Below are 716 nucleotides of genomic sequence, written 5' to 3' on the forward strand. Positions count from 1 at the left end.
GTTGGCGAGCGTGATCTTGGCCTTGGCCCGTTCGATGCCGATGGTGCGGATGAACAGGCCCATGACGGCCTTCTGATGCGCGAACACATGCTCGACGCGCGCACGGACCCTGGATTTGGTGGCGTTGCCGCGGCGAACATGGGCGGGCATTGGCCTGCCCTTGGGCTTTCTGCGGTGGATGCGGCTGACCCGGCCCTGGGCCTTCAGCCAGCGTTCGTTGCTCTGGCTGCGATAGGCGGTATCGGCCCAGACATCCGAGGCGGTGTTGTCGCTGGTCACCACGTCGCGCAGCATGCGGCCGTCGTAGCGCGCGCCATCCGTGACCTTGCCCTTGCGGATGAAGCCGAAGGTCCGGCAGATCGCAATACTGCTTTTATACCCGAAACTCGGGATCGCGATATCCGGCTGCGGCTTGCCATCTGCCGTGGGCCGCGCCTTGGCGAACTTCAGCGTCCAGCGGGCATCGACATCCTTCTGGCGCGCCCTGGCGGGTTCGTCCGGCCAGATCTCGGCAGCGCTCCGGCCCGCCTTCACCGCGGCCTTCTCGGCCTCGGTGTTGCGTTGTTTGGGCGCGGCGACCAGCGTTGCATCGACGATCTGACCCCCCATCGGCAGATAGCCCCGCGCCTTCAACTGGCGGTCGAAATCGGCAAACAGCGTATCGAGCGCGCCGACCGCAGTCAGCCGCTCGCGAAACATACGGATCGTGTTCGCAT

General features: G+C 65.6%; 1 protein-coding gene. It reads right to left on the reverse strand.

The annotated features are described in order from the left end of the window. The coding region (locus tag AACY08_RS27730) for a transposase (protein WP_339472301.1) at positions 1–716 on the reverse strand (716 nt) is incomplete at both ends.

Source organism: Pseudomonas sp. EL_65y_Pfl1_R83 (genome assembly GCF_963970695.1).
GTDB lineage: Bacteria > Pseudomonadota > Gammaproteobacteria > Pseudomonadales > Pseudomonadaceae > Aquipseudomonas > Aquipseudomonas tritici.